Below are 25,490 nucleotides of genomic sequence, written 5' to 3' on the forward strand. Positions count from 1 at the left end.
CAGGGTGTACGGGGCCTTTAAGGACCGCCGGGAGGGGGCTAGTTGCACAGGGTGACAGAGTTCGTCACTTAGCGTTGCGAATAGGTAACCGTGCCATAACGGCGATCCAGGGCCCGTGCCCGACACGCCGGGCAACTCGGCAAGGTTGTGGCAGGCTGCACCCGGGCAGGCCACACTCGACTAGCGGAAGCAGCGACGCACGTGACGTCGGCAGGCACCACCCGGGAGGTCCCCATGCCCGAACTGCGTGTCGTGGCCGTCTCGAATGACGGCACACGGCTGGTGCTGAAGGCTGCGGACAGCACGGAGTACACGCTTCCGATCGACGAACGGCTCCGCGCCGCCGTGCGCGGCGACCGTCCCCGCCTCGGCCAGATCGAGATCGAGGTGGAGAGCCATCTCCGCCCCCGCGACATCCAGGCGCGTATACGAGCCGGCGCGACCGCGGAAGAGGTCGCGCAAATGGCAGGCATCCCCGTCGACCGGGTGCGCCGCTTCGAGGGCCCGGTGCTCGCCGAGCGTGCGTTCATGGCCGAGCGGGCCCGCAAGACCCCGGTCCGCCGCCCCGGCGAGAACTCCGGCCCGCCGCTGGGCGAGGCCGTGCAGGAGCGGCTGATGGTGCGCGGTGTCGACAAGGACACCGTCCAGTGGGACTCGTGGCGTCGTGACGACGGCACGTGGGAGGTTCTGCTGGTCTACCGCGTCGCGAGCGAGCCGCACTCGGCGAGCTGGACCTACGACCCGCCCCGGCGGCTCGTCCAGGCCGTCGACGACGAGGCACGCATGCTCATCGGCGAGACCGACGACCTGGCCGCGCCCGAGCCCAGCTTCCCGTTCGTCCCGCGGATCGCCCGGCTGCCGCGCGACCGGCCGCTGGACCGGCCCGTCGAGCGCGAGCGGCCCGCCCTGCCCGCGCAGGCGTCCGAACCGCTCGAGGAGAGCACGACCGCGACGGGCGAGCGGGACTCGCTGACCAGCCTGCTGGAGGCGGTGCCGAGCTTCCGCGGCGATCTGGTGGTGCCGGAGCGCCCGGTAGCGGAGCCCGAGGACGAGGAGCCCCTCGTCGTCGAGCCCGAGGAGGAGGAGCCCCCGGCCCCCGCCGCCTCGGCCGGCTCCGCGTACGCGGACGTCCTCATGCCGCGCTCCGTCGGCAGCCACCGCGACCGGCTCATCGGCTCCACCGACCGCCAGGCCGAGGCCGACGGCGTCCGTCCGGGTCGCAGAGCCGCCGTCCCGAGCTGGGACGAGATCGTGTTCGGGACGCGCCGCAAGAAGCAGGAATAGCGGGGAGCAGCCGGAACACACGGCGTTGACGCCGACCGTACGGCCATGAGGGCCGCGCCTTCCGGGCGCGGCCCTCTGTGCACGCCGGGCTACTGGGGATCCGGCCCCACCGCGACCGGCCGGTCCGGGTCCGAGGACCACTCCGACCACGACCCCACATACAGCTCCGCCGGAATCCCCGCGACCGCCAGCGCCAGGACCTCATGGGCCGCGGACACGCCCGAGCCGCAGTACACGCCGACCCGTGAACCCTCGGACACCCCGAGCCCCTTGAAGCGCTCCCGCAGCTCCTGGGCGGGGAGGTAGCGCCCGTCCGCCCCCACGTTCTCGGTGGTGGGCGCCGACAGCGCGCCCGGAATGTGCCCGGCCACCGGGTCGATCGGCTCCACCTCTCCCCGGTACCGCTCCCCCGCCCGCGCGTCCAGCAGCACCCCGGACCGCGCCAACTCCGCGGCGGCGTCGGCGTCGAGCAGCCCCGCCCCGGGCTCGGGCACGAAGTCGCCCTCCGCGGGGGCGGGCACGGACTTCTCCAACGCCCCCTCCCAGGACGGCAACCCGCCGTCGAGGACCCGCACGTCCGGGTGACCCGTCCAGCGCAGCATCCACCACGCCCGGGCGGCCGCCCAGCCCTGTCCGCCGTCGTAGACGACGACCGGCGTTCCGGACGACACGCCCGCCCGGCGCATCGCGGCGCCGAAGTGCTCGAGGCCGGGCAGTGGATGCCGGCCGCCCTTGCCCGGCGCGGAGGCCAACTCCCGGTCCAGGTCGACGAAGACGGCCCCGGGCAGGTGCCCCCTCTCGTAGTCGGCCCGGCCGTCGTACGGCGGCTCACCCGCTGCCCTGGCCGCGGTGAGCTGCCAGCGGACGTCGAGCAGGACCGGCGGGCCCGCGCCCATCAGATCGTTCGCGAGGTCGGATGCGGAGATGATGGCGTTCATGGCCCCATCCTCGCGCACGGGGGTGGCCGAGCCGTCCGTGTCCGGCTACTCTGCTCGGCCGGACCGGGACGATCACGTGGCGTACGGGGACGAGCACATGCTGTACAGCTGAACGACACGTGCTGACAAGCGCGCCGCCGGGGAAAGCGCCCCTCACATCGGGCATTCTCCCGGACACGGCTCGCCCCACAGGGCGGGCCCCACGAGGGCTGCGGAGAGCACGGCCACCGCGAGGCCGAGAAGAGAGTGACGATGACCGACGCACGGGAGTCCACCGGCCCGACCGGCGAAGCGCCCGCTCGGCACACACCCGGCACACCCTGCTGGGTGAGCCTGATGGTGCACGGGCTGGCCGCGACCGAGGAGTTCTACGGGGCTCTGTTCGGCTGGGAGTTCCGGCCGGGCCCCCAGCAACTCGGCCCGTATGTGCGGGCGCTGCTGGACGGGCGTGAGGTCGCGGGCCTCGGCCGGCTTCCGCCCGACCGTCAGCTGCCCATCGCGTGGACCCCCTACTTCGCCTCCCGGAACGCGGACTTGACGGCCGGCATGGTGCGCAGCCGCGGCGGCACGATCGGGGTCGGCCCGCTGGATGCCTCCGACGCCGGCCGCCTCGCGATCGGCTCCGACCCCGCTGGCGCGGTCTTCGGCGTCTGGCAGGCCGCCGCGCACCTCGGCACGGCGGTCTCGGGCGTCCCCGGGACGCCCGTCTGGAACGAGCTGCTGACCTTCGAGTCGGCGAGCGTCGCCAAGTTCTACCAGACGGTGTTCGGCTACGAGGAGGAGCCGGTGGTCTCCGCCGACTTCGACTACGTGACCCTGCTCCGGGACGGCGAGCCCGTCGCCGGCATCCACGGCCTGGGGCAGGCCCTGCCCCGCGACCGGGGGCCGCACTGGGTGACGTACTTCCAGGTCGCCGACGTCGACGACACGCTGGACCATCTCGTCCATCTGGGCGGGCACGTCCTCAAGCCGGCCCATGACACCGCACACGGCCGGGTGGCGACGGTGGCGGATCCGGAGGGGGCGCGGTTCGCCGTGCTGCAGCGCTGACGTACCGCCGGGGCGGTCAGGCCGAGGACATCGGCAGCACGTCCGGGGACAGGGCCGCCGCGTGGGCCGTCGCGGCGGTCATCCGGCGGCGGTGGTGGCGGCGGCACAGGACCTCGTAGCCGACCTCGTCGGCGGAGTGGGTGACGTCGCCGACGACCACCTGGGCGCCCTCGACGACCATGGCCCCGCCTATGGTGCGGGCGTTGTGCGTGGCGCGGGCGCCGCACCAGCACAGGGCCTCGACCTGGAGCACCTCGACCCGGTCGGCCAGTTCCACCAGCCGCTGGGAGCCGGGGAACAGCTTGGAGCGGAAGTCCGTCGTAATACCGAAGGCGTAGACGTCGAGGCTCAGGTCGTCGACCACGCGCGCGAGTTGGTCGATCTGCTCCGGCGCGAGGAACTGCGCCTCGTCGGCGATCACATAGTCCGCGCGGCCGCCCTGCGAGAGGTGGTCGACGAGGTAGGCATAGAGGTCCTGCCCGTCCCCGACCTCCACCGCGTCCGTGACGAGGCCGAGGCGCGAGGACAGCTTGCCCTCGCCGGCGCGGTCGTCGCGCGAGAAGATCATGCCCGCGAGGCCGCGCGCCGAGCGGTTGTGCTCGATCTGGAGAGCCAGGGTCGACTTCCCGCAGTCCATCGTTCCGGAGAAGAACACCAGCTCGGGCATGGGAAGGTGAGCACCTTTCGGTGAAGCGGGGATGTGGCGGGACGTCAGGAGCGTACTTCGAGCAGGGGGACCAGCTGCTCGGCAGGGGTCATCGAACCGTGGTTGCCGACCATCGCCGACTCGTTCGGCTCCCGCTCGGAGGCGATGATCAGGACATCGTCCCGGGCGGCGGCGACCACGTCGCCGATGCGGCCGTACACGCGCTCGTCGATCCGCGGGCCGAACCAGCCCGCCGCGATGGCCTCGTCGCGTGAGGCGACCCAGAACTGCTCGCCGAGCACCTCGCGCCAGCAGGTCAGGACGTCGTTGGCGGCACCGGGTACCGCGTAGACATGCCGGGCGCGGCCCTCGCCGCCGAGCAGGGCGACTCCGGCGCTCAGCTCCCAGTCCTCGTCGAAGTCGATGCGGTGCTGCTCGTCGAAGGGCACGTCGATCATGCCGTGGTCGGCGGTGACGTAGAGGGCGCTGCGGGGCGGCAGTTGCTCGGCGAGGCGCTGGACCAGGCGGTCGGCGTACATGAGCTGGCCGCGCCAGGCGTCGGAGTCGACGCCGAAGCGGTGGCCGGCGCCGTCGACCTCGGCGAAGTACGTGTAGACCAGGGAGCGGTCACCGGCGGCCAGTTGCTCGGCCGCCAGGTCGACGCGGTCCTCGCCGGGCAGCCGCCCGAGGAACCGTCCGCCGCTGAGCGCGACCTTGGTCAGCGGGGTGTTCTCGAAGGTCGGGGACGACACCTGCGCGGCGTGCACACCCGCCTCGTGCGCCAACTGGAAGACCGTCGGGTAGGGCTGCCAGGGGCCGGGCGGGGCCCACGGCTGCCAGCGGAGCTGGTTCATCAGCTCGCCGGTGTCCGGGTTGCGCACGGTGTAGCCGGGCAGGCCGTGCGCGCCGGGCGGCAGGCCGGTGCCGACGGAGGCGAGGGAGGTCGCGGTGGTCGCCGGGTAGCCGGCGGTGAGCGGGCGCCCGGTGCCGCCGCGCGAGGTGGCGAGCAGGGACGTCATGAACGGGGCGTCCTCGGGGTGCGCCCTGAGCTGCTCCCAGCCGAGGCCGTCGATCAGGAACACGCAGTTCCGGTCGGCGGGGGTCAGCTCGGAGATCGCGGCGTTCATCCCCGGCACGTCGAGGCCGGCGGCCAGGGTGGGCAGCAGGTCGGCGAGGGAGCCGCTGCCGTACTCGGGGACCGGCGCGGAGGAGACGGCGAGCGGTTCGGGGTGGTGGTCCCAGACCGTGTCGGGCTGTGCCATCAGCGGGTGGTGTCCGCGGTCGCCTCGGAGAGGGCCTGCGCGAAGGCGAGTGCCTGGCGCACGGTCTCCGGTCCGTCCCCGGCCTCGCTGACGCGCAGGCTGAGGTCGTCCGCCGTCGAGTTGCCGGTGTAGCCGTGGTCCGCCTCGCAGTTGGGATCGCCGCAGGCGGCCGGCTCCAGGTCGATGCGGGAGACGGCGCCCCAGCCGATGGTGAGGACGACCTCGCGGGGCAGGGTGCCCGGCTTGTACGACTCGGGGTTGGCGACGACCCGGCTGACCACGATCGACGAGATGCGGCCGATCTTCACGGACTCCGTCGACGTCGTGGCGTACGGCGTCGGGGAGGTGCTGTCGGCGGCCTGCTCGTCGGTGTGGCTGACGATGAAGCGGTTGTCGGTGAGGACGAGCACCGTCACGTGCCGCCGCACCTCGTTCTGGTCGAACGTCGTTTCCTGGTGGACCAGGTACGACCGCATGGGCTCGCCGCCCACGGCGGCCTCCACCGCCTCGGCCACGAGGGCCGGGTAGTAGCCGCTGCGCTCGATCGCCGCCCGCAGCCCCTGGGTCGTCGTACTGGTCTTGGCCATGACGCCCATCCTACGGGGGCCCACTGACTGCGAGGCACAGCTCGCCCCCTGTCAGTACGCGGGGAGGGTCCGCGGGCCGAGGTCGTCGCGGGCGGGCGGGGTCGCCAGGCGGACGGAGGCGCCGAGGACGCTCAGGCCGTGCGAGGCGACGACGACCGGCTCCAGGGTGACCGCGACGACCTCGGGGTGGTCGTCCACCAGCCGGGACACGCGCAGCAGCAGTTCCTCCAGGGCGCGGGTGTCGGCCGGTGCGGAGCCGCGCCAGCCGAACAGCAGGGGTGCGGTGCGGATCGACCGCACCAGGGAGCCCGCCTCCCGGTCGGTGACCGGGATCAGCCGGTGGGCCGTGTCCCCGAGGAGCTGTGAGGCGGCGCCGGCGAGCCCGAAGGAGAGCACGGCTCCGGCCGCGGGGTCGATGACGGCCCGGACGACGACGTCCACGCCGCGCGGCGCCATCCGCTGCACCACGGGGCGCAGCTCGTCCGGTGCGCCGAACAGCTCGGTCAACTCGGTGTACGAGCGTCGCAGTTGGTCCTCGTCCGCGAGGTCGAGGCGGACTCCGCCCAGGTCGGCGCGGTGGCGCAGGTGCGGGGCGGTGGCCTTGAGGGCCACGGGGTAGCCGAGGGTGCGGGCGGCCTCGACGGCGGCGTCGGGGGTCGGGGCGGGCAGGGCGCGGTGGACGTGGATGCCGTAGTGGCCGAGCAGGTCGCAGGTCTCTTCCGCGCCGAGTGTGAGTCCCTGCCCGCGCGCGAGCAGCCCGTCGATCAGCGTGGCGGCGCCCCGCGGGTCGATGTCGTCGTACTCGGGCACCCTGCCGGGGTCGGCGGCGTCGCGCCGCCACTGCGCGTAGGTGACGGCCTGGGCGAGGGCGCGGACGGCGCGTTCGGCGGCGGGGTAGGCGGGGATGAGGTGGGCGCCTTCGGGGGCCTCGACCGCGGGGGGTCGCTCTTCGGTGGGCGACGGGCGCGGGGCGGTTTGCGGCGGGATGCCCGACTCCGCTTGGGGTGCGGTGCTCGCCGCCGCCGACAGGGCCTCGGCCAGACCGCCCAGCTCCACGTGCACGACCAGGACGGGCTTGGCCGGGGCGGCGGCCGATGCCGACCTCAGAGCCTCGGCGAGGGCCGCGTCCGCGACCGAGACCTCGCCCACCGCCGGTATGGCCGTCACGACGACCGCGTCGCACCGGTCGTCGGCCAGTGCGCGCGAGAGGGCCGCGTGGAAGTCCGCCGCGGAGGCCGCCGTGGTCAGGTCCTGCGGGGGGTGGGGCCTCAGGCCCTCGGCGAGGCAGGCGTCGTAGGTGAGCAGGCCGAGCGACTCGGAGTTGCCGAGGATCGCCACCCGGGGTCCGGCCGGCAGGGGCTGGCGGGCGAGGAGCAGGCCCGCGTCCACCAGGTCGGTGATGGTGTCGACGCGGATGACGCCGGCCTGCCGCAGCAGGGCCGAGACGGTCTCGTGCGGCAACCGGGTCGCCCGGACGGCATGCCCCTGGGGTGCGGCTCCGTGCCGCGCGCCCTGGACCACGACCAGCGGCTTCGCCGCGGCCGTCCGGCGGGCGAGGCGGGTGAACTTACGGGGGTTGCCGATGGACTCCAGGTACATGAGGACGACGTCGGTGTCGGGGTCCTCGTACCAGTACTGGAGTACGTCGTTGCCGGAGACGTCGGCCCGGTTGCCGGAGGAGACGAAGGTGGAGACGCCGGTCACGCCCGTGACGCCGCCGCCGCGGCGGTGCAGCCGGGACAGCAGGGCGATGCCGATGGCGCCGGACTGGGCGAACAGGCCGATCCGGCCCGGGCGGGGCGTCTCGGGGGCGAGGGAGGCGTTGAGCCGTACCCGCGGGGAGGTGTTGATGACGCCGAAGGCGTTCGGGCCGATGATCCGCATGCCGTACGTGCGCGCGTGCCGCACGAGTGCGCGCTGGTTCTCGCGCCCGTCGAGGCCGCTCTCGGCGTACCCGGCGGAGACCACGACGAGCCCCTGCACACCGTGCTCGCCGCACTCGTTGACGACCTCGGGGACGTGCTCGGCCGGTACGGCGACGACCGCGACGTCGACCGGGCCGTCGATGTCGCGCACCGAGCGGTGGGCGGGCACCCCGTCGAGTTCCTTCTGGTCCTCGGGGAGGGCCTTGTTCACGGCGTACAGACGGCCGGTGAACCCGGCGTCGCGGATGTTGCCCAGGACACTGCGGCCCACGCCGCCCGGTGTGCGCCCGGCGCCGATGACGGCGACCGAGCCGGGCGCGAGCAGCCGCTGCACGGACCGGGCCTCGGCGCGGTGCTCGCGCGCGTACTGCACGGCGAGGGAGCGGTCGGTGGGTTCGAGGTCGAACTCCAGACGGACCACGCCGTCCTCGAAGCTGCGCTTCTGGGTGTAGCCGGCGTCCGTGAACACCTTGATCATCTTGTTGTTGGCGGGCAGCACCTCGGCGGCGAAGCGGCGGATGCCGCGCTCGCGGGCGACGGCGCCGATGTGCTCCAGCAGGGCGGAGGCGACGCCGCGGCCCTGGTGGGCGTCCTGGACGAGGAAGGCGACCTCGGCCTCGTCGGCCGGTGCCGACGCGGGAGTTCCGTCGGCGCCGATCCGGTCGTAGCGTACGGTGGCGATGAACTCGCCGCCGACCGTGGCCGCGAGTCCCACCCGGTCCACAAAGTCGTGGTGCGTGAAGCGGTGGACGTCCTTGGCGGACAGGCGAGGGTACGGCGCGAAGAAGCGGTAGTACTTCGACTCGTCGGAGACCTGCTCGTAGAAGCTGACCAGACGATCGGCGTCATCAACGGTGATGGGCCGGATGCGCGCGGTACCGCCGTCGCGCAGCACCACGTCGGCTTCCCAGTGGGCGGGATACTCGTGCCGGTCCGGCGAGGTCTGCATGGGCCCCAGAGTACGGCTAGCGTCCGACAGCGGACGCGAGGCAGTCTGTGGAGGGCGTCAGTCGGGTCGAGGCCGCGATCCGACGGCACCCCGGGGCGGTCAGCAGGGCCGCTCCGGCACAGCTTCACGTTATGGGAAACTGGTCTAGACAACCCTGAACACCGAAGGGCAGCAACACATGGCTGAGCGCCGCGTCAACGTCGGCTGGGCCGAGGGCCTCCACGCCCGCCCCGCTTCCATCTTCGTCCGAGCCGCCACGGCCGCAGGCGTCCCGGTGACGATCGCCAAGGCCGACGGCAACCCCGTCAACGCGGCCTCCATGCTGGCCGTCCTCGGCCTGGGCGCCCAGGGCGGCGAGGAGATCGTCCTCGCCTCCGACGCCGAGGGCGCGGACGCCGCCCTGGACCGGCTGGCCAAGCTGGTCTCCGAGGGCCTGGAGGAACTGCCCGAGACCGTCTGAGTATTTCCCCGCGCCCGAACCGGCGCACACTGAAGAGCTCGTCCGAATTCCTCGGGCGAGCTCTTCGCCTTTCCGGTGCATTTCCCGTCGGCGGGCAGCAGAAATAATCCCCCGCGAATTACCCACTCTTTGTATACGGCTCCTGTGTTAATGCCGCAGGCTTGCCGTGTTTACGGCATGTTGCGAGTTCCTCACACGCTCGGCGCGCTCCCCCGCCGAACCGAAACGCAACCGGTGCGCGGCCGTCGCGCGCTCGGTGTGCAGCGCCGTGACCGCCCGCGCGCGCTCGCCGTCCCCGCGCGCCACCGCGTCCACGATCGCGCCGTGCTCGGCCCAGCACTCCACGGGTCCGGCCGGTGCCTCCACGGCGTACATCCAGGCGATCTTGTGCCGGAGCTGGGTGAGCATCGAGGTCAGCGCGGGGCTGCCGGAGGCCTGGGCCAGCGTCTCGTGGAACCAGCCGCCCAGCGAGCGCAGGTCGTCGCTGTTGCCCCGGCGGGCGCGCTCCTGGCCGAGCCTGACCAGGCCGCGCAGCACCTTCAGATGGGCCTCGGTGCGACGCTGGGCGGCGCGGGCGGCGCCCAGCGGCTCCAGCAGCATGCGCATCTCCAGCAGGTCGGCGGCCTCCTGCTCGGTGGGTTCGGCGACACACGCGCCCGCGTGCCGCCGGGTGACCACGAAGCCCTCGGCCTCCAGGGTGCGCAGGGCCTCCCGGACGGGGACGCGCGAGACGCCGTAGCGGCGCGCGAGGAGTTCCTCGGTGAGCCGGCCGCCACGCTCGTAGACACCCGCGACGATGTCGTCCCGGATGGCCGTGCACACCGAGTGCGCGGGAATACGCATGACCGACCTCCCCATTAATCCCCGTGAAACGTCGACTGGTGACGCGTGTTCCGTGACTCTATTGCAATGAGCCGGAATTTCCGACGGCAGGCAGGAAATCAGGGATATTTTTTGGACAGTCGGCAGCCGTGACGAACGCCGGTCGCGGCGAACGCCGAAAGCCCCGGCTCAGGGAGCCGGGGCTTTCGGGAAGAACAGTCGCCGTCGGATGTTCAGACGTTCACACCGTGCGAGCGGAGGTAGGCGACGGGGTCGATGTCGGAGCCGTACTCGGGGCCGGTGCGGGCCTCGAAGTGCAGATGCGGGCCGGTGACGTTGCCGGTCGCGCCGGACAGGCCGATCTGCTGGCCGGGGGTGACCTTCTGGCCCACCGAGACGCTGCTGGACGACAGGTGGCCGTACTGGGTGTACGTCCCGTCGTTCATCTTGATCACGACCTGGTTGCCGTAGGAACCGCCCCAGCCGGCCTCGACGACCTCGCCCATGCCGACCGAGTGGACGGCCGTGCCGCTGGAGGCGTGGAAGTCGACACCGGTGTGGCTGCCGGAGGACCAGACGGCGCCGCCGGACTTGTAGCCGGTGGAGACGTACGAGCCGGAGATCGGGGAGACGAAGGTGTTGAGACGCTTACGCTCGGCCTCGCGGGCGGCGCGCTCCTTGGCCTCGCGGACCTTCTCGGCCCGCTCCTTGGCCTCCTTGGCCGCCTCGGCGGCGCGCTCGCGGGCGGCCTCCTCGGCCTTCTTCTTGGCGATGGCCTCTTCGGCCGCCTGCTTCTGGGCGACGGCCTGGGCGTCGATCTTCTGGGCCACGGTGTCGCCCATGGTGACGACCGGGGTGAGGCCCGTCTGCTCGGCGGCGGGCTCCGCGGCGAAGGCCGGGGCGGCCACGGCGCCGACGACACCGGTGGTGGCGAGGGCCGCGACACCCGCGGCGCGGGCCGTGCGGCGCTGGATCCGGCTGGGACGACGGTGCTTCCCGGTGGCGCGCGTGAACGCCATGTGGTGGCTGGTCCTTTCCTTCCCTCTCGCCTACCGGGTTAGCTGACGGGTTCGGAGCAGGAAGGTCTCCTACGGACCCCCTCGCGACTCGCGCGGGCGTCCGATTCACCCCAGGGACTACGGTGGGTCCCCGGCTCCCCTGGCTCGCGCCGTACGGGGACTCGGCGATGACTGTCCGGTGCCGCGGGTGCGGCGCACTGCCTGACGAACAGCCCGGACGACGCTAAGCGGCGCCACTTTCAATTCCCAAACGGATCCAGGCTTTTGTAGCGCATCCCACAGGGCAGACAGGCAACTCCCACATCAATTCGGGCATAAGGGAGCCCTGGTGCCTTAGAAGACAACCAGGGCCCCTACGCGCGCGTGCCGCTCGCTTCCCGCTACTCGGCGGTGACGACGGTGACTTCGCCGATGCCGAGGGCCTCCACCGGGCCCTTGATCTGCGCCGCGTCGCCGACGAGGACGGTCACCAGACGGTCCCCCGGGAAGGCGCTGACGGCCGCCGCGGTGGCCTCCACGGTGCCGGTCGCGGCGAGCTGCCGGTACAGCGCGGCCTGGTAGTCGTCGGGCAGGTGCTGCTCGACCTGGTCCGCCAGCGTGCTCGCGACGGCCGCCGCCGTCTCGTACTTGAGCGGCGCCACGCCGACCAGGTTCTGCACGGCGACGTCCCGCTCGGCGTCGGTCAGCCCCTCGGCGGCGAGGGTGCGCAGCACCGTCCAGAGGTCCTCGAGGGCGGGGCCGGTGTTGGGGGTGTCCACGGAGCCGCTGATGGCGAGCATCGCGGCACCGGTCCCGTCCGGGGCGGACCTGAGGACCTGGGCGAACGCCCGCACGCCGTAGGTGTAGCCCTTCTCCTCGCGCAGGACGCGGTCCAGGCGGGAGGTGAGGGTGCCGCCGAGGCAGTACGTGCCGAGCACCTGGGCGGGCCAGACGCGGTCGTGCCGGTCCGAGCCGATCCGGCCGATCAGCAGCTGCGTCTGGACGGCGCCGGGGCGGTCCACGATGACGACCCGGCCCGTGTCGTCGGCGGTCACCGGCGGCACCGGCCGCGGCTCGGCCGAGGAGCCGGTCCAGGCGCCCAGCGTGTCGCCGAGCAGCACGTCGAGGTCGATGCCGGTGAGGTCGCCGACGACCACGGCGGTGGCCGTCGCCGGGCGGACGTGCTTCTCGTAGTAGCCGCGTACGGCCGCGGAGTCGATCGTGGCGACCGTCTCCTCGGTGCCCTGCCGGGGCCGCGACATGCGCGAGCCCGCCGGGAACAGCTCCTTGGAGAGCTCCTTGGCGGCACGGCGGGCGGGGTTGGCCAGCTCGTGCGGGATCTCGTCGAGACGGTTGGTGACCAGCCGCTCGACCTCGCTGTCCGCGAACGCGGGCGCCCTGAGGGCGTCGGCGATCAGGTTGAGCCCCTTGGCGAGCCGGGAGGCCGGCACCTCCAGGCTGAGCCGGACGCCCGGGTGGTCGGCGTGCGCGTCGAGGGTGGCCCCCGCGCGCTCCAGCTCGGCGGCGAACTCCTCGGCGGAGTGCTTGTCGGTGCCCTCGGAGAAGGCCCGCGCCATGATCGTGGCCACACCGTCGAGGCCGGCCGGCTCGGCGTCCAGGGGCGCGTCCAGCAGCACCTCCACGGCGACGACCTGCTGGCCGGGGCGGTGGCAGCGCAGCACCGTGAGGCCGTTGTCGAGCGTGCCGCGCTCGGGGGCCGGGAAGGCCCACGGCTTGGCGTCGCCCGCCTGCGGCTGCGGGTGGAAGTCCATTGTGGCGAGCTCGGTCACTTGGCCGCCTCCTCGTTCTCGTTCGTGGCCGCGGCTGCGGTGTCGTCGTCGGCGTCCTCGCCGGTCTCGTCGGCTACGGGCTCGTAGACGAGCACCGCGCGGTTGTCGGGCCGCAGGCGGGCCTTGGCGACCTCCTGGACCTCCTCCGCAGTGACCTCCAGCACGCGCTGTACGGCGGTCAGGGCGAGCTGCGGGTCGCCGAACAGCACGGCGTACCGGCACAGTTCGTCCGCCCGGCCGGAGACCGTGCCGAGCCGGTCCAGCCACTCGCGCTCCAACTGGGCCTGGGCGCGCTCCATCTCCTCGGCCGTGGGGCCCTCCTCGGCGAACCGGGCGAGCTCCTCGTCGATGGCGGTCTCGATGACCGGCACCTCCACGTCACCGGACGTCTTCACGTCCAGCCAGCCCAGGGACGGCGCCCCGGCGAGCCGCAGCAGACCGAAGCCGGCCGCCACGGCCGTACGGTCCCGTCGTACCAGGCGGTTGTAGAGCCGGGAGGACTCGCCGCCGCCGAGGACGGTGAGGGCCAGGTCGGCCGCGTCGCACGCGCGTGTGCCGTCGTGCGGCAGCCGGTAGGCGGCCATCAGGGCGCGCGCCGGGACCTCCTCCTCGACGACCTCGCGCAGCTGCTCGCCGATGGTCTCCGGCAGCGAGCCGTCCCGGGGCGGGTGCTTGCCGTCGTGGCCGGGAATGGAGCCGAAGTACTTCTCGACCCAGGCCAGGGTCTGCTCCGGGTCGATGTCGCCGACCACGGAGAGCACGGCGTTGTTCGGCGCGTAGTAGGTCCGGAAGAACGCGCGCGCGTCCTCCAGGGTCGCCGCGTCCAGGTCGGCCATCGAGCCGATCGGGGTGTGGTGGTAGGGGTGGCCCTCCGGGTAGGCGAGGGCGGTCAGCTTCTCGAAAGCGGTGCCGTAGGGGACGTTGTCGTAGCGCTGGCGGCGCTCGTTCTTGACGACGTCGCGCTGGTTCTCCATCGACTCGTCGTCGAGGGCGGTCAGCAGGGAGCCCATCCGGTCGGCCTCCAGCCAGAGCGCGAGCTCCAGCTGGTGGGCGGGCATGGTCTCGAAATAGTTGGTGCGCTCGAAGCTGGTGGTGCCGTTCAGCGAGCCGCCCGCGCCCTGGACGAACTCGAAGTGGCCGTTGCCCTTCACCTGGGCGGAACCCTGGAACATCAGATGCTCGAAAAGGTGAGCCAGGCCGGTACGCCCCTTGACTTCGTGGCGCGAGCCGACGTCGTACCAGAGGCACACCGCCGCGACCGGGGTCAAGTGGTCCTCGGAGAGCACCACGCGCAGGCCGTTGGCCAGGCGGTGCTCGGTCGCTGTCAGGCCCCCGGAGCCTGCCTGGGCTGTGGCCGTGTGACCCATGGGCATGTACGTCCCTTCGATCGCGGTGCGGTCGTCCGACCGCGGATTCCTGCCGGTCCTGCCACTGTATGCAAGCGTGCGGAGCGCTGGTGAAGTTCCCGCTGCGCGTACGCGCAGAGCGAGATCGAGTGACCCGCTGTGCCGGGCCCGGACGGCGCGGCGGACGTCAGAGACCGGGTCCTTGTCCCGGTTGTCAGTGCGGCGGTCCACAATGGTCGGCGTCAGATCCGGATCGCAGAGGCAAGAGCGAGCCGAAGGGGCGTCTCGTCACCGACAGGAACGCCCCGCAGGCGAGCGACCAGCAAACAGGAGGAGCCGGCAGCGATGGCCCGCCGCAGCACGAAGACCCCGCCGCCCGACGACTCGTACGAGGAGAGGATCCTCGACATCGACGTCGTCGACGAGATGCAGGGCTCCTTCCTCGAGTACGCGTACTCGGTCATCTACTCCCGCGCCCTGCCGGACGCACGCGACGGCCTCAAGCCGGTGCACCGCCGCATCGTCTACCAGATGAGCGAGATGGGCCTGCGCCCCGAGCGCGGGTACGTCAAGTGCGCCCGCGTCGTCGGCGAGGTGATGGGCAAGCTGCACCCGCACGGCGACGCGTCGATCTACGACGCCCTCGTGCGCATGGCCCAGCCCTTCTCGATGCGCGTCCCCCTGGTCGACGGCCACGGCAACTTCGGCTCGCTGGGCAACGACGACCCGCCGGCCGCCATGCGGTACACCGAGTGCCGGATGGCCGAGGCCACGAGCCTGATGACGGACTCCATCGACGAGGACACCGTCGACTTCAACCCCAACTACGACGGCCAGGAGCAGGAACCGGTGGCCCTGCCCGCCGCCTTCCCGAACCTCCTGGTCAACGGCGCCTCGGGCATCGCCGTCGGTATGGCCACGAACATGCCGCCGCACAACCTGCGCGAGGTCATCGCGGCCGCCCGCCACCTGATCAGGTACCCGAACGCCGATCTGGACGCGCTGATGAAGCACGTCCCGGGCCCCGACCTGCCCACCGGCGGCCGTATCGTGGGCCTCCCCGGCATCCGGGACGCGTACGAGACGGGCCGCGGCACCTTCAAGATGCGGGCGACCGTCGCCGTGGAGACCGTGACGGCCCGCCGCAAGGGACTGGTCGTCACCCAGCTGCCCTTCACGGTCGGCCCGGAGAAGGTGATCGCCAAGATCAAGGACCTGGTCGGCTCGAAGAAGCTCCAGGGCATCGCCGACGTCAAGGACCTCACCGACCGGGAGCACGGCCTGCGCCTGGTCATCGAGATCAAGAACGGCTTCGTGCCGGAGGCGGTCCTGGAGCAGCTCTACAAGCTGACGCCGATGGAGGAGTCCTTCGGCATCAACAACGTGGCCCTGGTCGACGGCCAGCCGCTCACGCTGGGCCTCAAGGAGCTCCTGGAGGTCTACCTCGACCACCGCTTCACCGTCGTACGGCGGCGTTCGGAGTTCCGCCGCGGCAAGAAGCGCGACCGGCTGCACCTGGTCGAGGGCCTGCTCACGGCCCTGCTCGACATCGACGAGGTCATCCGCCTCATCCGCTCCAGCGAGAACTCCGCGCAGGCGAAGCAGCGCCTGATGGAGCAGTTCTCGCTGAGCGAGGTGCAGACGCAGTACATCCTCGACACGCCGCTGCGCCGTCTGACCAAGTTCGACCGCATCGAGCTGGAGGCGGAGAAGGACCGGCTCAACGCGGAGATCGAGGAACTGACCCGGATCCTCGACTCGGACGCCGAGCTGCGCAAGCTGGTCTCCTCCGAACTGGCCACCGTCGCCAAGAAGTTCGGCACCGACCGGCGTACGGACCTGCTGGAGGCGGGTGGCACACCGGTCGCGACCGTGCCGCTCCAGGTGGCCGACGACCCGTGCCGGGTGCTGCTGTCCTCGACGGGTCTGCTGGCCCGTACGGCGAACGGCGAGCCGTTCACGGAGGACGCCGGCGCGGAGCGCGTGAAGCACGACGTGATCGTCTCGGCGGTGCCGGCCACCGCCCGTGGCGAGGTGGGCGCGGTCACCTCGACGGGCCGGCTGCTGCGGCTGAACGTGATCGACCTGCCCCAGCTCCCGGAGTCGCTGTCGACGCCGAACCTCGCGGGGGGCGCCCCGCTGGCGGAGTTCGTCTCCCTGGAGGACGACGAGACGGTGGTCTGTCTGACGACCCTCGACGAGTCGTCGCAGGGCCTGGCGATCGGCACGGCACAGGGCGTGGTCAAGCGCGTGGTGCCGGACTATCCGTCCCACAAGGAAGAGCTCGAGGTCATCACCCTCAAGGAGGGCGACCGGATCGTCGGCGCGGTGGAGCTGCGCACCGGCGACGAGGATCTGATCTTCATCTCCGACGACGCGCAGTTGCTGCGCTATCCGGCCGCACAGGTCCGTGCCCAGGGCCGCGCGGCGGGCGGCATGGCGGGCATCAAGCTCACGGAGGGCGCGAAGGTCATCTCCTTCACCGCGGTGGATCCGGCGGCGGACGCCGTCGTCTTCACCGTCGCGGGCTCGCGCGGCACCCTGGACGACTCGGTCCAGACGACGGCCAAGCTGACCCCGTTCGACCAGTACCCGCGCAAGGGCCGGGCCACGGGCGGCGTCCGCTGCCAGCGGTTCCTGAAGGGCGAGGACTGTCTGTCCGTGGCCTGGGCGGGCCCGGTCCCTGCCCTCGCGGCACAGAAGAACGGCACTCCGGTCGACCTTCCGGAGATCGACCCGCGGCGGGACGGCTCGGGGGTTTCCCTGGCGAAGACCGTATGGGTGGTGGCGGGGCCGGTGTAGGCGGGCCCCAGCCGTTCTAGACGGGCTCCCCGAGATCCTCCTCGGTGCCCGGTACGTACCGCAGGACGCCCCACATGCCGCGCTCATCGGCGTGTGGGGCCTCGCTCCGGCACGCGTCGAGCTGTTTGTCGAGGGCGGCGGTGTCGATCCCGGAGCCGATGAGGACCAGCTGGGAGAGGCGTTCGTCGCCGGCCGGCCAGGGCTCCGGGTAGAAGCGCAGGAACCGTCCGACGGCGTGGACGGCGTAGCGGTTGTGGACGTCGTGGGGCCCGAAGTCGACGTAGCCCTTGATCCGGTACAGCCCCTCGGGCCGGCTGTCGAGGAACTCCATCAGCCGGCGCGGGTCGAGGGGCTCCCGGGAGACGAACGACAGACTGTCGTACGCGCTGTGCAGATGCCCGGCGTGGCCCTCCGCGCCGGTCTCGTGCAGGTCGTCGAAGGACAGCTGCCCGACGCGTTCCTCGCTCGGCCGGCAGTCGAAGAGGAACTCGGGATCGATCCGGCCGTAGGTGGCCGGGACGACGGCCGCGCGGTCGACCAGGGACCGGACCAGCCCGAGGACGCGCTCGCCGTCGGTCGCCCGGTCGGCCTTGTTGACCACGACGAGGTCGGCCAGCGCGAGATGCCGGTCGATCTCGGGGTGCCTGGCCCGGGTGTCGTCGAACTCGGCGGCGTCGACGACCTCGACGAGCCCGCCGTACACGATGCGCGGATCCTCGCTCGCGAGCACCATCCGCACGAGTTCCTGCGGCTCGGCGAGACCGCTGGCCTCGATGACGATGACGTCGATGCCGAGGGACGGCTCCGTGAGCCGCTCGAGATAGAGATCCAGTTCACCGGCGTCGACGGCACAGCACAGGCATCCGTTGCCGAGCGAGACGGTCGAATCGCCGAGCGCGCCCGCGACGGCCATCGCGTCGATCTCGATGGCCCCGAAGTCATTGACGACCGCGCCGATCCGGCTGCCTCCGCTGCGGTGCAGGAGGTGATTGAGCAGTGTGGTCTTTCCGGATCCGAGGAATCCGGCCAGGACCACGACCGGGATCTGCCGCGGACCCGCGCTCGGGCTCGGGCTCTGCCGCGGACTCGGGCTCGGGCTCGGCTGGCTCACCGTGCGACCTCTCTCACGCCGACGCGTGCACCGGCTCGCGTTCTCGGCACTGGGACGAAGAATGAATGCCGAACCAGGATACGAGCCGCAGGAATCGCGCCGAAGTGAACGATTGTTAGCAGCACTTGCGGGGCAGACGTTCGGCAAGGCGCCGGATCGTGCGACCCTCGCTTCCCTCCGTGCGCCGCCTCTCCGCCTCCCCGCCGATCAGAGCCGCTCGGCACTCTGGGGAGACGGCAAGCGCCGCCCACTGCTCGCCGGTCCCCTCCAGTCGACCCGCACCCCGACGACCGGCGGACGGCCGCCTGACTCGGGGGTTGACATGGCCACACGGAAAATTGGGATACAGGGACTGCGCTCCGCCGCCGCGGCCGGACTCGGCATGGCGGCCGGCGCTCTCGTCGCCATGGCGGCACAGAAGCAGGCGATGGACACGCTGCACGAACGCCTGGGCGAGCTGGAACGGCACGCCCGCACACAGCAGCAGCGCTCCAACCTGGCCAGGCAGCAGCGGCAGCACTGGGAGCTGCTGAGCAAGGCGATCGACGATCCCGAACTCGCCGAGGTCCTGGACATCTTCGAGAGGCCCGTCACCCCTGAGCGGCGCCGGCAGTACCTCTTCGCCAACGCGCTGTACACCAACCTGCTCTGCTACTACCGCATCGGCAACATGGGAAGAGACGAGTTCTTCAAGCACGTCCGGGGCATTTTCCAGAACCCGATCGTCAGGGAGTACTGGTACGCGACCCAGCAGCAGCGCGCGAGCCTCACGGGCACCGAGGAGGCGGAACTCGGCCGACTCGTCGACGACCTGCTGCTGCAACTCGATGAAGCGGACACCGATGAGTGGTGGGTGGTCGGCGAGCCGCCCACCGACCCCTGACGGGACGTGATGGCCCGATATGGCCCGAGACGGCAGGAGCCGACCCGCACGGCACCACGCCGATACGGACCGGCTCCTTCACGACCACGGGATCGTCAGGCGTCGGGGATGTCCTTCTTCGCCTTGACCAGGGTCTCTCGGGTGATGACGACGATGCGTTCGTAGTCGGCGCGTCCGGCGTCGTCGGGCAGTTGGGTGTCGAGGGAGTCAGTGACATCCGTGCCGATGACCGCGAAGTTGCCGTCGGCCAATTCAAAGATGTCGGGACATGTCCCGCCACCGGCACTGCCTCGATAGCGGGGAGCGACACCAAGGCGGCGGATGATCTGACTCACTGTTGAATTCCCTCTGTTCTCAAGGCACAAGCGCCTGCGCCCGCGGCCGCGCGAGCGGTGGCATCCTCGCAGGCCCGAGCCTTGGCCGCCGCGCGACACGCACGCGGTCCGCCCCCGCGCCCCAAGGAAGCAAGGCATCTTTGCGGCCCTGTTTTATCACCCGCGAGGGTGGGGCCACTCACGTTCCTGGAGAACATCCGCAAGAGTGACGGAAGGCAGTGAAGAATCGATCATCGGCCCGTTTAGGACAGTTGTGACTGTTTATGCAGTCGGCGCCGACGACACGATCGGCACCGACTCGGGCGCCGGCGGCCCCACATACCGCGCCACCGGCCTGATGATCTTCGTGTCCTCCGCCTGTTCCAGGATGTTGGCGCTCCAGCCCACCGCTCGCGCCGCGGCGAAGGTCGGGGTGAACATCTCCCGGGGCAGACCGCACAGTTCCATGACCACGCCCGCGTAGTACTCGACGTTGGTGTGGAGCTCCCGGCCGGGTTTCAGCTCCGCCAGGATCGCCTCGACGTGGCGCTCGACCTCCACGGCGAAGTCCACGCGCGGCCCGCCGAACGCCTGGGCGACCTCGCGCAGCATCCGGGACCGCGGGTCCTCCGTGCGGTAGATCGCATGGCCGAAGCCCATGATGCGATCCCCGGCGAGCACCCTCTGACGCACCCAGGAGTCGATCCGGTCCGGGGTGCCGATCGCATCCAGGGTGTCCAGCGCGCGGCTGGGCGCACCTCCGTGCAGCGGCCCGGACAGCGCCGCCACCGCGCCGGCGAGGCACGCCGCCACATCCGCGCCGGTCGACGCGATGACCCGGGCCGTGAAGGTTGACGCATTGAATCCGTGATCAATGGTTGAGATCAGGTATTGCTCGATCGCGCGTGCGTGCTGCTCGGTCGGCACCGACCCGGTCAGCATGTAGAGGTAGTTCGCCGCGTACGACAGGTCCTCGCGCGGCTCCACGGGCTCGAGCCCCTGCCCCAGCCGGTGCAGCGCGGTGAGCAGCGTGGGTACGGCGGCGGCCGCCTCGAGCGTGTTCCGCAGGCGCTGCCCGGCGTCGACGTCGTACACAGGACGGAACCCCTTTGCCGCCCCCAGCAGCGACAGCGCCGTACGCATCCCGGCGAGCGGGCCTGAGCGCCCGCCGGCCGCCGCTATGGCCGGCAGGGCGGCTCGCACCTCGTCGGGGAGCCGGCGCAGCGCGGCGGTCTCGGCCGCGAAGGCCGCACCGCTCCCGGCGTCCGGCAGTTCGCCGTGCACGAGCAGGTGCCAGACGTCCTCGAAGCCGCGGGTCCGCGCGAGGTCGACGGCCGAGTACTGCCGGTAGTGGTAGAAGCCCTCGAGACCACGGACGTCCCCGATCCGGGTGTCGGTGACGACGACCCCGGCGAGCCCCCGCGGCACGTCGAGAAGAGCGGGTGCGGACCTGTTGACTGACATGTCTTCCTCCCTGGACTTGATTCGACTGTCCATGATTGACTCAAGACGTGTCAATATTGATTCAATCAATACATCAATCAATAGGCCGCTAGGCGGATACGGTGACCCCCATGCGCGATCAAGAGCCCGCCCCCCGCGACGCGGACCGGCGGTTGAGCACCAAGGAGGCCGCCGAGCTGCTCGGTGTGAAGCCGGAGACCGTGTACGCGTACGTCAGCCGCGGTCAGCTCAGCAGCCGGCGGGTGACCGGCGGCCGGGGCAGCACCTTCGACGCCGGGGAGGTCGAGGCGCTCGCCCGGCGCAACAGGCGGGAGGGCGCGGGAAGTTCCGGATCCGGCGGCGAGCTGTCCGTGCGGACGCGCATCACGCTCATCGAGAGCGACCGCTACTCCTTCCGCGGTGTCGACGCGGTGGACCTGGCCGCACGGCACACCTACGAGGAGGTCGCCGAGTGGCTGTGGACCGGCCGGATGCACCGGGGAGGCACATTCACCGCGCCTCCCGCCTCCGTCGCCGTGGCCCGCCGTGCCGTCGACGCGCTGCCCGAACACGCCGCGCCCACCGATCTGCTGCGCGTCGCGACGATCGCCGCCGCGACCGCCGACCCGCTGCGGTTCGACCTGTCCGAGGAAGCCGTGCTCGGCACGGCGCGCACGCTCATTCCCACGCTCGTCGCCGCGCTGCCGCACGTGCGGCACGACCGTCGCGACGAAGGCCCCCTGGCCCACCGCCTGTGGACCCGGCTGACCGGGCAGGACGCCGACGAGGCGTCCCTGCGCGCCCTGGACGCCGCTCTCGCCCTCCTCGTCGACCATGATCTGGCCGCCTCGACACTCGCCGTGCGCGTCGCCGCGTCGGCCCGTGCCCACGCCTACGCGGCGGTCTCCGCGGGGCTGGGCGTGATCGAGGGCCCGCTGCACGGCGCGGCCAGCGGACTCGCCCACCGGCTGCTCCTCGATGTGCTCGACCAGGGCGACGCGGCGCCCGTGATCGCGGACGAACTGCGCGCCGGCCGCCGTATCCCGGGACTCGGCCACCGGCTCTACCCCGGCGAGGACCCACGCGCGCGTGCCCTGTTCACCTACCTGGAACAGATCCCGCGCGCGGAGCCCGCCCTGCTCGCGGCCCGCGACATCGTCGAGACCACCGCCCGTCACGCCCCGCTGCACGCCAACGTCGACCTGGCGCTCGCCGTGCTGACCGCGTCCTGCGGCATGCCCTCGACGGCCGGCGAGACGATCTTCGCCGTCGCGCGGACAGCGGGCTGGATCGCTCACGCCCTGGAGGAGTACGGCGAACGCCCCCTGCGGATGCGCCCGAGCGGTCTCTACGCGGGTCCGAAGCCGCCGCAGCCACTGCCGGAGTAGGGCAGGGCGGGCCCGGCCGTCGCCGCGCGCCAACTCAGGTTAGGCTCACCTGTGTGAGTACGTGCACGAGCGTCTCCCGGGACTTCGACGAGCCCGTTTCGGCAACCGCCGCCACCGCGAGGACCTGGCTGTTGCTGGAACAGCCCGGTCCGTGGGGTGCCAAGGCGCTCACCTCGAGCCACCTGGACCCCGCATTGGGCCGTGCCCTGGAGGCGGCCGCGAAGGACACAGGGGTACGGATCGTGCTGATCCGCCGCCCCGGGCGCCACGCGGACCGCCGTATGCCCGCCTCGCGCCGGGTGTACGCGGCCCACACCGTGCCGGGAAACGTGTGGCTGCACGAAGCTACGACCTCGGAGCCCGAGCGGCTGCTCGATCTCGACTTCGCCGCGCTCGGCCGGGGCGAGCACCACACGTTCGAGGCGGTGCTCGGCGGCCGGCCCCACGACGGTGATCCGCTCGCCCTCGTCTGCACCAACGGCAAGCGGGACCGCTGCTGCGCCCTCCTGGGCCGGCCCCTCGCGGCCGAACTCGCCACGTCGGGCGTCGAGGGCGTCTGGGAGGTCACTCATCTGGGTGGTCACCGCTTCTCCCCGACCGTGCTCGTGCTGCCGTACGGATACGCGTACGGCCGGGCCGAGGCCCACACCCTCAAGGAGGTCCTGCACGGCGCCGGGGAGGGGCGGATCGTCGTGGAGGGCTGCCGGGGCCGCTCGGCCTGGGAACGGCCCGGTCAGGCGGCCGAGCTCGCCGTGCGTACCCGGACCGGCGAGTACGCCGCGGAGGCGCTGAGCGTCGTACGGACGTCGGGCGCGGCCCCGCGCTGGGAGGTGACCGTCGCCCACACCGACGGGCGCCGCTGGCAGGTCGAGGTGGCCCAGGGTGCGGCCCTGCCGCCCCGCCCGGAGAGCTGCGGGGCGTCCGTCCTCGGTTCGCCCGCGCGGATGGACGTCGTGGCGGTGCGCGAGCTGAGGATGACGACGGCACTGGCGAGCTGACCGGTCGGCGCCATGGCGCCTCCGCCCCCGTCAACCATTGATGCCGCCTTCGCCCGGCGTCGTCTTCGCAAGCATTGATCAAGAGATCCACGCCACACCCGTTACGGCAGGTAGCCGGCCGCACGTACCGTCTTGGGTATGAGCCCCACTCCCCCCGCACGCCGCCTGCGCCTCGGCCTCCCGCGGCGGGTGTTCTCGCAGGTGCTGCTGATGCAGGTGGCGATCGCCGCGGGAGTCGCGGTCCTCGCGACCGGGCTGTTCCTCGCGCCGCTGAGCAACCAGCTGGACGACCAGGCGATGCGCCGCGCGCTCGCGATCGCGCAGACGACGGCCCAGCAGCCGGATCTCGCTCAGGACCTGAGGGACACCCCGCCCTCTCCGAACGGTCCGGTGCAGCGGGAGGCGGAGCGGATCCGCAAGGCCACCCAGGCCGAGTACATCGTGGTGATGGACTGGCGCGGGGTGCGCTGGTCGCACACCGACAAGAAGCAGATCGGCGGCATCGTCTCGACCGACCCCGGCCAGGCCCTGGCCGGCAAGGAGGTCATGGAGATCGACAGCGGCACCCTGGGCCGCTCCGCCCGGGGCAAGGTGCCGCTGCGCGACAGCGACGGCTCCGTCGTCGGTGCCGTCTCGGTCGGCATCGCCTACGACAGCGTCCGGGCCCGGCTGATCCACGCGATCCCGGGGCTGTTCGCGTACGCCGGCGGCGCCTTGGCCGTCGGTGCGCTGGCCGCGTGGCTCATCTCCCGGCGGGTCCACCGGCAGACCCGGGACCTGGCCTTCTCCGACATCGCGGCGCTCCTGTCGGAGCGCGAGGCGATGCTGCACGGCATCAGGGAGGGCGTCGTCGCCCTGGACCGCACCGGCCGCATCCGTCTCCTCAACGACGAGGCGCAGCGCCTGCTGAGCATCGACGACGCGGCGGTGGGCAGCTCCCCCGACGAGGCGCTGGGCGCGGGCCGCACGGCCGATGTGCTGGCCGGGCGCGTGACCGGCACGGACCTGCTCACCGTGCGCGGTCAGCGGGTGCTGGTCGCCAACCGCATGCCCACCGACGACGGCGGCGCGGTGGCCACCCTGCGCGACCGCACCGAGCTGGAGCAGCTGGGCCGCGAACTCGACTCCACCCGTGGTCTGATCGACGCCCTGCGCGCCCAGGACCACGAACACGCCAACCGTATGCACACGCTCCTGGGGCTGCTGGAACTCGAGATGTACGACGACGCCGTCGAGTTCGTCGGCGAAGTGGTCGGCGACCACCGGGCCACCGCGGAGCAGGTCACCGAGCGGATCGAGGACCCGCTGCTCGCCGCCCTGCTCGTAGGCAAGGCGACCGTCGCCGCCGAGCGGGGCGTCGCCCTGGGGGTCTCGGACCGGACCCGGCTGCCCGACCGGCTGATCGACCCCCAGGGGCTCGTGACCGTCGTCGGCAACCTGGTGGACAACGCCCTCGACGCCGTGGCGGGCAAGCCGCACGCGCGCGTGGAGGTCGAACTGCGCGCCGAGGGGCGTACGGCGATCCTCCGGGTGCGTGACACGGGCCCGGGAATCCCGCCGGAGCAGCGTGAGTTGATCTTCACCGCGGGATGGTCCACGAAGAAGCCGCCGGCCCACCGCGAGCGGGGCATCGGCCTCTCCCTGGTGCGCAGGCTCGCCGAACGGCAGGGGGGCAGCGCGACCGTCGACGAGGCCTACGGCGGGGGCGCGGAGTTCACCGTCGTCCTGCCCGATGCCCTCACCGAGCCGGGCCCCGAACCGGCCCTGACCGCGCCGTCAGCTCCGCAGACCGCCAAGAAGGAGTCCTGATGATCGAGGTCCTGGTCGTGGACGACGACACCAGAGTCGCGCGGGTCAACGCCGCCTACGTCGAGAAGGTGCCGGGCTTCCATGTCGCCGGCGAGGCCCACAGCGCGGCCGAGGCGCTGCTCCAGCTGGAGGCGCTGCCCCGGCTGGACCTGGTGCTCCTGGACCACTACCTGCCCGACGAGACGGGGCTGGCGGTCGTCCAGGAGATGCGGCGGCGCGGCCACCAGACCGACGTGATCATGGTGACGGCCGCCCGGGACGTGTCCACCGTGCAGGCGGCGATGCGGCAGGGCGCGCTGCAGTACCTGGTCAAGCCGTTCGCCTTCGCCGGCCTGCGCGCCAAGCTGGAGGCGTACGCGGAGCTGCGCCGCACCCTCGACGGCGGCGGGGAGGCCGAACAGGCCGAGGTGGACCGTATCTTCGGGGCGCTGTCGACCCCGTCGGAGCCCGATCTGCCCAAGGGGCACTCCCCCACCACGGCGGAGTTGGTCCGTCAGTCCCTGATGCACGCGGACGGGCCCCTGTCCGCCCAGGAGATCGCCGATCGCACCGGGGTGAGCCGTCAGACCGCCCAGCGCTATCTGAAGCTCCTGGAGCGCACGGGACGGGCCAGGCTGACCCTCAAGTACGGGGACGCGGGCCGCCCGGAACACCGTTACGTGTGGGCGACCCGCGCCTAGCCGAC

Annotated in this window: 21 protein-coding genes and 1 riboswitch; of the genes, 9 read left to right on the forward strand and 12 right to left on the reverse strand. The window is 72.0% G+C overall.

Annotation, left to right across the window (positions count from 1 at the left end; translation table 11 throughout):
- The first annotated feature begins 234 nt into the window (after positions 1-234).
- Positions 235-1,284, forward strand: coding sequence for a septation protein SepH (gene sepH, locus NNW99_RS08505; RefSeq protein ID WP_215118097.1), 1,050 nt, complete (start codon positions 235-237; stop codon positions 1,282-1,284).
- 89 nt (positions 1,285-1,373) lie between these two features.
- Here sepH and NNW99_RS08510 read toward each other — a convergent pair whose 3' ends face one another.
- Positions 1,374-2,222: a sulfurtransferase gene (locus tag NNW99_RS08510; protein ID WP_215118098.1), complete on the reverse strand. Its 849-nt coding sequence runs from the start codon at positions 2,220-2,222 to the stop codon at positions 1,374-1,376.
- A gap of 252 nt (positions 2,223-2,474) precedes the next feature.
- On the opposite strand from NNW99_RS08510, the gene NNW99_RS08515 reads away from it, so the two are divergent.
- Positions 2,475-3,272, forward strand: coding sequence for a VOC family protein (locus tag NNW99_RS08515; RefSeq protein ID WP_215118099.1), 798 nt, complete (start codon positions 2,475-2,477; stop codon positions 3,270-3,272).
- A 16-nt stretch (positions 3,273-3,288) separates the two neighbouring features.
- Here NNW99_RS08515 and NNW99_RS08520 read toward each other — a convergent pair whose 3' ends face one another.
- The 4 genes from NNW99_RS08520 to NNW99_RS08535 are packed head-to-tail and all read right to left on the reverse strand — an operon-like array spanning position 3,289 to position 8,641.
- Positions 3,289-3,939, reverse strand: a complete 651-nt coding sequence (locus NNW99_RS08520; RefSeq protein ID WP_215118100.1) for a thymidine kinase — start codon at positions 3,937-3,939, stop codon at positions 3,289-3,291.
- 44 nt (positions 3,940-3,983) lie between these two features.
- A complete protein-coding gene (locus tag NNW99_RS08525) occupies positions 3,984-5,180 on the reverse strand; it encodes an alkaline phosphatase family protein (protein ID WP_215118101.1) in 1,197 nt (398 codons plus the stop codon).
- On the reverse strand, positions 5,180-5,767 hold the full coding sequence (locus NNW99_RS08530; RefSeq protein WP_184589709.1) for a DUF5998 family protein: 588 nt from the start codon (positions 5,765-5,767) through the stop codon (positions 5,180-5,182). The genes NNW99_RS08525 and NNW99_RS08530 overlap by 1 nt, the downstream gene beginning before the upstream one ends.
- A 51-nt stretch (positions 5,768-5,818) precedes the next feature.
- Entirely contained in the window at positions 5,819-8,641 is a 2,823-nt protein-coding gene (locus NNW99_RS08535; protein ID WP_215118102.1) for a bifunctional GNAT family N-acetyltransferase/acetate--CoA ligase family protein, read from the reverse strand.
- Positions 8,642-8,819: 178 nt separating this feature from the next.
- On the opposite strand from NNW99_RS08535, the gene NNW99_RS08540 reads away from it, so the two are divergent.
- On the forward strand, positions 8,820-9,101 hold the full coding sequence (locus tag NNW99_RS08540; protein WP_003993478.1) for an HPr family phosphocarrier protein: 282 nt from the start codon (positions 8,820-8,822) through the stop codon (positions 9,099-9,101).
- A 147-nt stretch (positions 9,102-9,248) separates the two neighbouring features.
- On the opposite strand, the gene NNW99_RS08545 is transcribed toward NNW99_RS08540, so the two are convergent.
- The 4 genes from NNW99_RS08545 to NNW99_RS08560 form a co-directional block, all read right to left on the reverse strand.
- Entirely contained in the window at positions 9,249-9,944 is a 696-nt protein-coding gene (locus NNW99_RS08545; protein WP_215118103.1) for a GntR family transcriptional regulator, read from the reverse strand.
- 212 nt (positions 9,945-10,156) lie between these two features.
- Positions 10,157-10,942: a M23 family metallopeptidase gene (locus NNW99_RS08550; protein WP_215118104.1), complete on the reverse strand. Its 786-nt coding sequence runs from the start codon at positions 10,940-10,942 to the stop codon at positions 10,157-10,159.
- 12 nt (positions 10,943-10,954) lie between these two features.
- Positions 10,955-11,119, reverse strand: a riboswitch (cyclic di-AMP (ydaO/yuaA leader).
- 203 nt (positions 11,120-11,322) lie between these two features.
- Positions 11,323-12,711 (reverse strand): pitrilysin family protein, encoded by a 1,389-nt coding sequence (locus NNW99_RS08555; protein WP_215118105.1) that lies wholly within the window; start codon positions 12,709-12,711, stop codon positions 11,323-11,325.
- Complete coding sequence (locus NNW99_RS08560; RefSeq protein ID WP_215124206.1) at positions 12,708-14,078, reverse strand: pitrilysin family protein; 1,371 nt, start codon at positions 14,076-14,078, stop codon at positions 12,708-12,710. Before NNW99_RS08560 ends, NNW99_RS08555 begins: the two co-directional genes overlap by 4 nt.
- A 324-nt stretch (positions 14,079-14,402) precedes the next feature.
- Between NNW99_RS08560 and NNW99_RS08565 the strand changes: the two genes are divergently transcribed.
- Entirely contained in the window at positions 14,403-16,859 is a 2,457-nt protein-coding gene (locus tag NNW99_RS08565; RefSeq protein ID WP_215118106.1) for a DNA topoisomerase (ATP-hydrolyzing) subunit A, read from the forward strand.
- 16 nt (positions 16,860-16,875) lie between these two features.
- Here NNW99_RS08565 and NNW99_RS08570 read toward each other — a convergent pair whose 3' ends face one another.
- Positions 16,876-17,970 carry a GTP-binding protein gene (locus tag NNW99_RS08570; protein WP_251057748.1) on the reverse strand — a complete coding sequence of 365 codons (1,095 nt, stop codon included), beginning with the start codon at positions 17,968-17,970 and terminating at the stop codon, positions 16,876-16,878.
- 322 nt (positions 17,971-18,292) lie between these two features.
- Here NNW99_RS08570 and NNW99_RS08575 point away from each other — a divergent pair, with 322 nt between their 5' ends.
- A complete protein-coding gene (locus tag NNW99_RS08575) occupies positions 18,293-18,853 on the forward strand; it encodes a DUF6082 family protein (protein ID WP_215118107.1) in 561 nt (186 codons plus the stop codon).
- Between the two features lie 95 nt (positions 18,854-18,948).
- Here the strand turns inward: NNW99_RS08575 and NNW99_RS08580 are convergent, their stop codons facing one another.
- Entirely contained in the window at positions 18,949-19,188 is a 240-nt protein-coding gene (locus tag NNW99_RS08580) for a hypothetical protein (protein ID WP_184589726.1), read from the reverse strand.
- Between the two features lie 261 nt (positions 19,189-19,449).
- Positions 19,450-20,631, reverse strand: coding sequence for a citrate synthase/methylcitrate synthase (locus NNW99_RS08585; RefSeq protein ID WP_215118108.1), 1,182 nt, complete (start codon positions 20,629-20,631; stop codon positions 19,450-19,452).
- A 110-nt stretch (positions 20,632-20,741) separates the two neighbouring features.
- On the opposite strand from NNW99_RS08585, the gene NNW99_RS08590 reads away from it, so the two are divergent.
- The 4 genes from NNW99_RS08590 to NNW99_RS08605 all read left to right on the forward strand — a co-directional run bounded on the left by NNW99_RS08590 (position 20,742) and on the right by NNW99_RS08605 (position 25,485).
- Complete coding sequence (locus NNW99_RS08590) at positions 20,742-21,998, forward strand: citrate synthase (RefSeq protein WP_215118109.1); 1,257 nt, start codon at positions 20,742-20,744, stop codon at positions 21,996-21,998.
- A gap of 53 nt (positions 21,999-22,051) precedes the next feature.
- Complete coding sequence (locus NNW99_RS08595; protein ID WP_215118110.1) at positions 22,052-22,996, forward strand: sucrase ferredoxin; 945 nt, start codon at positions 22,052-22,054, stop codon at positions 22,994-22,996.
- A gap of 138 nt (positions 22,997-23,134) precedes the next feature.
- Entirely contained in the window at positions 23,135-24,805 is a 1,671-nt protein-coding gene (locus tag NNW99_RS08600; protein WP_215118111.1) for a sensor histidine kinase, read from the forward strand.
- A complete protein-coding gene (locus NNW99_RS08605; protein ID WP_215118112.1) occupies positions 24,805-25,485 on the forward strand; it encodes a response regulator in 681 nt (226 codons plus the stop codon). The genes NNW99_RS08600 and NNW99_RS08605 overlap by 1 nt, the downstream gene beginning before the upstream one ends.
- The last annotated feature ends 5 nt before the right edge of the window (positions 25,486-25,490 follow it).

The organism is Streptomyces sp. CRCS-T-1 (genome assembly GCF_024442335.1).
Lineage (GTDB): Bacteria > Actinomycetota > Actinomycetes > Streptomycetales > Streptomycetaceae > Streptomyces > Streptomyces koelreuteriae.

Excerpts from the sequence above, each read along its gene's own strand:
- NNW99_RS08525 (WP_215118101.1), bottom strand. The coding sequence starts at position 5,180 with ATGGCACAGCCCGACACGGTCTGGGACCACCACCCCGAACCGCTCGCC.
- NNW99_RS08540 (WP_003993478.1), top strand. The coding sequence starts at position 8,820 with ATGGCTGAGCGCCGCGTCAACGTCGGCTGGGCCGAGGGCCTCCACGCC.
- NNW99_RS08560 (WP_215124206.1), bottom strand. The coding sequence starts at position 14,078 with ATGGGTCACACGGCCACAGCCCAGGCAGGCTCCGGGGGCCTGACAGCG.
- sepH (WP_215118097.1), top strand. The coding sequence starts at position 235 with ATGCCCGAACTGCGTGTCGTGGCCGTCTCGAATGACGGCACACGGCTG.
- NNW99_RS08565 (WP_215118106.1), top strand. The coding sequence starts at position 14,403 with ATGGCCCGCCGCAGCACGAAGACCCCGCCGCCCGACGACTCGTACGAG.
- NNW99_RS08550 (WP_215118104.1), bottom strand. The coding sequence starts at position 10,942 with ATGGCGTTCACGCGCGCCACCGGGAAGCACCGTCGTCCCAGCCGGATC.
- NNW99_RS08515 (WP_215118099.1), top strand. The coding sequence starts at position 2,475 with ATGACCGACGCACGGGAGTCCACCGGCCCGACCGGCGAAGCGCCCGCT.
- NNW99_RS08510 (WP_215118098.1), bottom strand. The coding sequence starts at position 2,222 with ATGAACGCCATCATCTCCGCATCCGACCTCGCGAACGATCTGATGGGC.
- NNW99_RS08605 (WP_215118112.1), top strand. The coding sequence starts at position 24,805 with ATGATCGAGGTCCTGGTCGTGGACGACGACACCAGAGTCGCGCGGGTC.
- NNW99_RS08575 (WP_215118107.1), top strand. The coding sequence starts at position 18,293 with ATGGCCACACGGAAAATTGGGATACAGGGACTGCGCTCCGCCGCCGCG.
- NNW99_RS08590 (WP_215118109.1), top strand. The coding sequence starts at position 20,742 with ATGCGCGATCAAGAGCCCGCCCCCCGCGACGCGGACCGGCGGTTGAGC.
- NNW99_RS08600 (WP_215118111.1), top strand. The coding sequence starts at position 23,135 with ATGAGCCCCACTCCCCCCGCACGCCGCCTGCGCCTCGGCCTCCCGCGG.
- NNW99_RS08520 (WP_215118100.1), bottom strand. The coding sequence starts at position 3,939 with ATGCCCGAGCTGGTGTTCTTCTCCGGAACGATGGACTGCGGGAAGTCG.
- NNW99_RS08545 (WP_215118103.1), bottom strand. The coding sequence starts at position 9,944 with ATGCGTATTCCCGCGCACTCGGTGTGCACGGCCATCCGGGACGACATC.
- NNW99_RS08585 (WP_215118108.1), bottom strand. The coding sequence starts at position 20,631 with ATGTCAGTCAACAGGTCCGCACCCGCTCTTCTCGACGTGCCGCGGGGG.
- NNW99_RS08535 (WP_215118102.1), bottom strand. The coding sequence starts at position 8,641 with ATGCAGACCTCGCCGGACCGGCACGAGTATCCCGCCCACTGGGAAGCC.
- NNW99_RS08530 (WP_184589709.1), bottom strand. The coding sequence starts at position 5,767 with ATGGCCAAGACCAGTACGACGACCCAGGGGCTGCGGGCGGCGATCGAG.